This window comes from Bacillota bacterium, from assembly GCA_024655925.1.
Lineage (GTDB): Bacteria > Bacillota > DTU025 > DTU025 > JANLFS01 > JANLFS01.
On the sequence record JANLFS010000018.1, the window covers coordinates 32493 to 36846 of the forward strand.

Annotated in this window: 2 protein-coding genes; both read right to left on the reverse strand. The window is 59.2% G+C overall.

Annotated features, from left to right (window positions below):
* The coding region (locus tag NUW23_04525; protein ID MCR4425440.1) for a DNA-directed RNA polymerase subunit beta' at positions 1–424 on the reverse strand (424 nt) is incomplete at its 3' end.
* A complete protein-coding gene (gene rpoB / locus NUW23_04530; protein ID MCR4425441.1) occupies positions 369–4058 on the reverse strand; it encodes a DNA-directed RNA polymerase subunit beta in 3690 nt (1229 codons plus the stop codon). The genes NUW23_04525 and rpoB, both read right to left, overlap by 56 nt.
* Positions 4059–4354: the final 296 nt, after the last annotated feature.

The window sequence follows — 4354 nt, forward strand, 5'->3', positions numbered from 1 at the left end:
ACTCTGCCTCGTTGAGCAGTTGCTTCTTGGCGAGGGGGGTGTCTCCGGGGTCAGTGACGATGTAAGACGCGAAGTAAAGTATCTTCTCGAGCGCGCGGGGGGACATGTCGAGCAAGAGCCCCATCCGGCTCGGGATGCCCTTGAAGTACCAAATGTGCGAAACCGGGGCCGCAAGCTCGATGTGGCCAAGCCTCTCCCGGCGCACCTTGGATCGGGTGACCTCCACTCCACACCGGTCACATACTATTCCCTTGTATCGGACTCTCTTGTACTTCCCGCAGTGGCACTCCCAGTCTCTTTGGGGACCGAAGATCTTCTCGCAGAACAGCCCCTCGCGCTCAGGCTTGAGAGTCCGGTAGTTAATGGTCTCAGGCTTCTTTACCTCGCCGCTCGACCACGCGCGGATCTGCTCCGGCGAAGCCATCCCAATCCTGATCCGGTCGAAGTCGTTGACGTCCAGCACCCTCTTCTCCCCCTTCGTCGCTTGTGGGCGCATAGTGCTCGAATGATCCGGCCGTCTCACCATCGAGTCCCGGGTCAGCCTCATCGTCAGCTTCCCCGTCCCCCTGGTCTTCGGACGCCTCTTCCGCCACGTACTGGGTATCTACCCTCTCTATCCGGTCAGATCTGTCTCCGATGTCTATTCCGAGCTCGCGAGCGGTCTCATTGATGTCATCGTCGGTCTCACGTATCTCGATCTCTCTCGAGTCCTCTGACAGAACCTTGACGTCCAGGCAGAGGCTTTGGAGTTCCTTGATGAGCACCTTGAACGACTCCGGCACTCCGGGTTCCGGCACGTTCTCCCCTTTGACCACGGCCTCATAGGTCTTGACCCGCCCGACCACATCGTCGGACTTCACGGTCAGGAGTTCCTGCAGAGTGTAGGCTGCGCCGTATGCCTCCAGGGCCCAGACCTCCATCTCGCCGAACCTCTGCCCACCGAACTGCGCCTTGCCCCCAAGAGGCTGTTGGGTGACCAGAGAATACGGGCCCGTGGATCTCGCGTGAATCTTGTCGTCCACCAGGTGGAGAAGCTTCATCAAATAGGCGTAGCCCACCGTGATGGGCCTATCGAAAGGCTCACCGGTTCGCCCGTCGTACAGCACCGTCTTGCCGTTCTCAGGCAGCCCGGCTTCGCGCAGGTACCGGAAGATGTCCCCTTCACGAGCACCGTCGAAGACAGGGCTAGCCATATGAAGGCCCAGTGTCGCCGCAGCCCACCCCAGGTGAGTCTCGAGAACCTGCCCGATGTTCATCCGAGACGGGACTCCGAGTGGATTCAGCACGATCTCGACCGGGCGCCCGTCAGGAAGAAACGGCATGTCTTCCTCAGGCATGATCCTGGCGATGACGCCTTTGTTCCCGTGGCGGCCCGCCATCTTGTCACCCTCCGAGATCTTGCGCTTCTGAGCCACATATACGCGAACAAGCTTGTTCACCCCGGGGCCGAGTTCGTCGCCGTTCTCGCGGGAAAACACGTGTACCGCTACTACCTTTCCGGCCTCTCCGTGCGGGACGCGGAGCGAGGTATCTCGGACCTCCCGAGCCTTCTCACCGAAGATCGCGCGCAGCAGGCGTTCCTCCGGAGTCAGCTCGGTCTCGCCCTTGGGCGTCACCTTCCCCACCAGAATGTCGCCTGGCCTCACCTCAGCCCCCACGCGGATGATGCCGCGATCATCCAGGTCACGTAGGGCGTCCTCGCCCACGTTCGGGATGTCCCGGGTGATCTCCTCAGGGCCGAGTTTCGTGTCGCGCGCCTCGGACTCGTATTCCTCTATGTGAATGGACGTGAAGACATCGTCCCTCACGAGTTTCTCACTGATGAGGATCGCATCCTCGTAGTTGAAGCCTTCCCAGGGCATGAACGCCACGAGAACGTTCCGGCCGAGGGCCATCTCGCCCCCGTCAGTGGAAGGCCCGTCCGCGAGGATGTCTCCCTGTTCGACCCTCTGCCCCCTTTTCACCACAGGCTTCTGGTTTATGCATGTGCCCTGGTTGGACCTGGCAAACTTGAGTAGCTTGTAGGTGTCAATCGCCCCATCGTCCGTCCGGACCTTGACCGCGTCCGCCGAGACCTCCTCGACGAACCCGGATCTCCTGGCAAGCACTACAATGCCCGAATCGACCGCTGCCTTGTATTCCATGCCCGTTCCAACCAGCGGGGCCTCCGTCCGTATCAGCGGGACCGCCTGCCTCTGCATGTTGGAGCCCATCAGTGCCCGGCCGGCATCGTCGTTTTCGAGGAATGGGATGAGGGCAGTCGCTATACTAACAAGCTGTTTTGGGGACACGTCCATGTAGTCTACCTGGTCTGCCGGGACTATCTCGATCTTGTCCCGGTAACGGCAAGTGACCTTGGACCTCTTGAAGGCCCCGTCCGCCGTCAAAGGCTCGTTGGCCTGAGCGATGACGTAGATGTCCTCCTCGTCCGCGGTGAGGTACTCAATGTCCGGAGTCACCTTGCCCCCAGACACTTTGCGGTAGGGGGTCTCGATGAACCCGTACTCGTTGATCCTGGCGTAAGTGCACAGGGATCCGATAAGGCCGATGTTGGGACCTTCAGGCGTCTCGATCGGGCACATCCTCCCATAGTGAGAGTGGTGCACGTCCCGGACGTCGAACCCTGCGCGCTCACGCGAGAGCCCTCCAGGCCCAAGTGCGGACAACCTCCGCTTATGCGTGAGTTCCGCAAGAGGGTTGGTCTGGTCCATGAACTGCGAAAGCTGGCTTGAGCCGAAGAACTCCTTGATCGCCGCGACCACCGGCCTGATGTTGATTAAAGCCTGCGGTGTAACGACATCTACATCTTGAATGGTCATTCGTTCCCGAATGACCCGTTCCATCCGCGAAAGCCCGATGCGGAACTGGTTCTGAAGGAGTTCGCCAACGGACTTCAGGCGCCTGTTGCCCAGATGATCGATGTCATCGGTGGACCCTATCCCGTATTGGAGGTTCACCAGGTAATTCACGGTGGCGATGACATCTTCACGAGTGATGGTTTTGGCGTCCATCGGGGGTAGGCCGTTGCCCATGATCTTGACCTCGCCATCCTCGATGTCGCTGGAGGCAACGTAAGCCTCCGAAAAACCGGTGCGCCGGCAGAACTCCCGGATCTCCTGGGCCTTACGGCGGGTTATGACATCACCTTTGCGCGCCAAAACCTCCCCGGTGTTCGGATCGACGATGTCCCGGGTGAGAGTCTTGTCAATGAGTCTGTCAGCGAGAGCGAGTTTCTTGTTGATCTTGTACCTTCCGACCGCGGCCAGGTCATACCTCTTGGGGTCGAAGAAGAGGGATTCAAACAGAGCCCTCGCGCTTTCCACCGCGGGCGGCTCACCCGGGCGGAGGCGCTTGTAGATCTCGACCAAGGCTTCTTCCTCGGACTCGGTATTGTCCCGTTCGATGGTGTTCCGGATGGATTCATTCTCGTGGAACAACTCGAGGATACGTTGGCTCTGCCCGTACCCGAGAGCCCGGACCAGGACGGTTATGGGGATCTTGCGGGTGCGGTCTACCCGGACGTGCACAACGCCGGCAGGGTCCGTCTCGAACTCGAGCCACGCCCCGCGGTTTGGTATGATACTGGCGGCCCAGAGGGTCTTGCCGGATGGGTCCTTGATGGCATCGAAGTAGACTCCAGGTGAACGGGTCAGCTGGCTGACTATCACACGCTCCGCGCCATTGATGATGAAAGTGCCTTTCTCTGTCATCAGAGGGAAGTCACCCATGAAGACTTCCTGCTCCTTGACTTCTCCGGTTTCTTTGTTTATCAGCCTGACCTTGACCTTGAGGGGCGCAGAGTATGTCACGTCCCGCTGCTTGCACTCGTCTTCCTCGTACTTGGGGTCCCCAAGGGAGTACCCGGTGAACTCGAGGACCAAGTTCCCCGTGAAATCCTGGACCGGGGAGATGTCGCGAAACGTCTCCAGAAGACCCTCGTCCAAAAACCACTGGTAAGACTTCTGTTGGATCTCGATGAGGTTCGGCACATCGAGCACGTCCGTGATCTTCGAGAAGCTGACTCTCTCTCGCTTCGTCGACCTCGCGGCACTCTCCATGCAACCCACCTGCTTCCCTGTAAGATTCCCGGGCATAACTAACAGCGCGGACCTAACTGACTTTCGAACTCACGATAAGTCAAAGCCGCGCTGGAACTACTCCGCCAAACTCCTAAGTAGCATACGTATTCCCGTTACCCCTTATACATGCCTGGCCTATTGGCAGCAGCACGTCTTTCGCCAGTGACATTAAGTCATAATATCATAGGTTCTGGCGGCCGTCAATAGTGGGACTGGAAGAGTCTGAGTCAAGTCCTTGTAGGTGCTTCCCCTTTCCTCCGAGTTGGCGGAGGCGA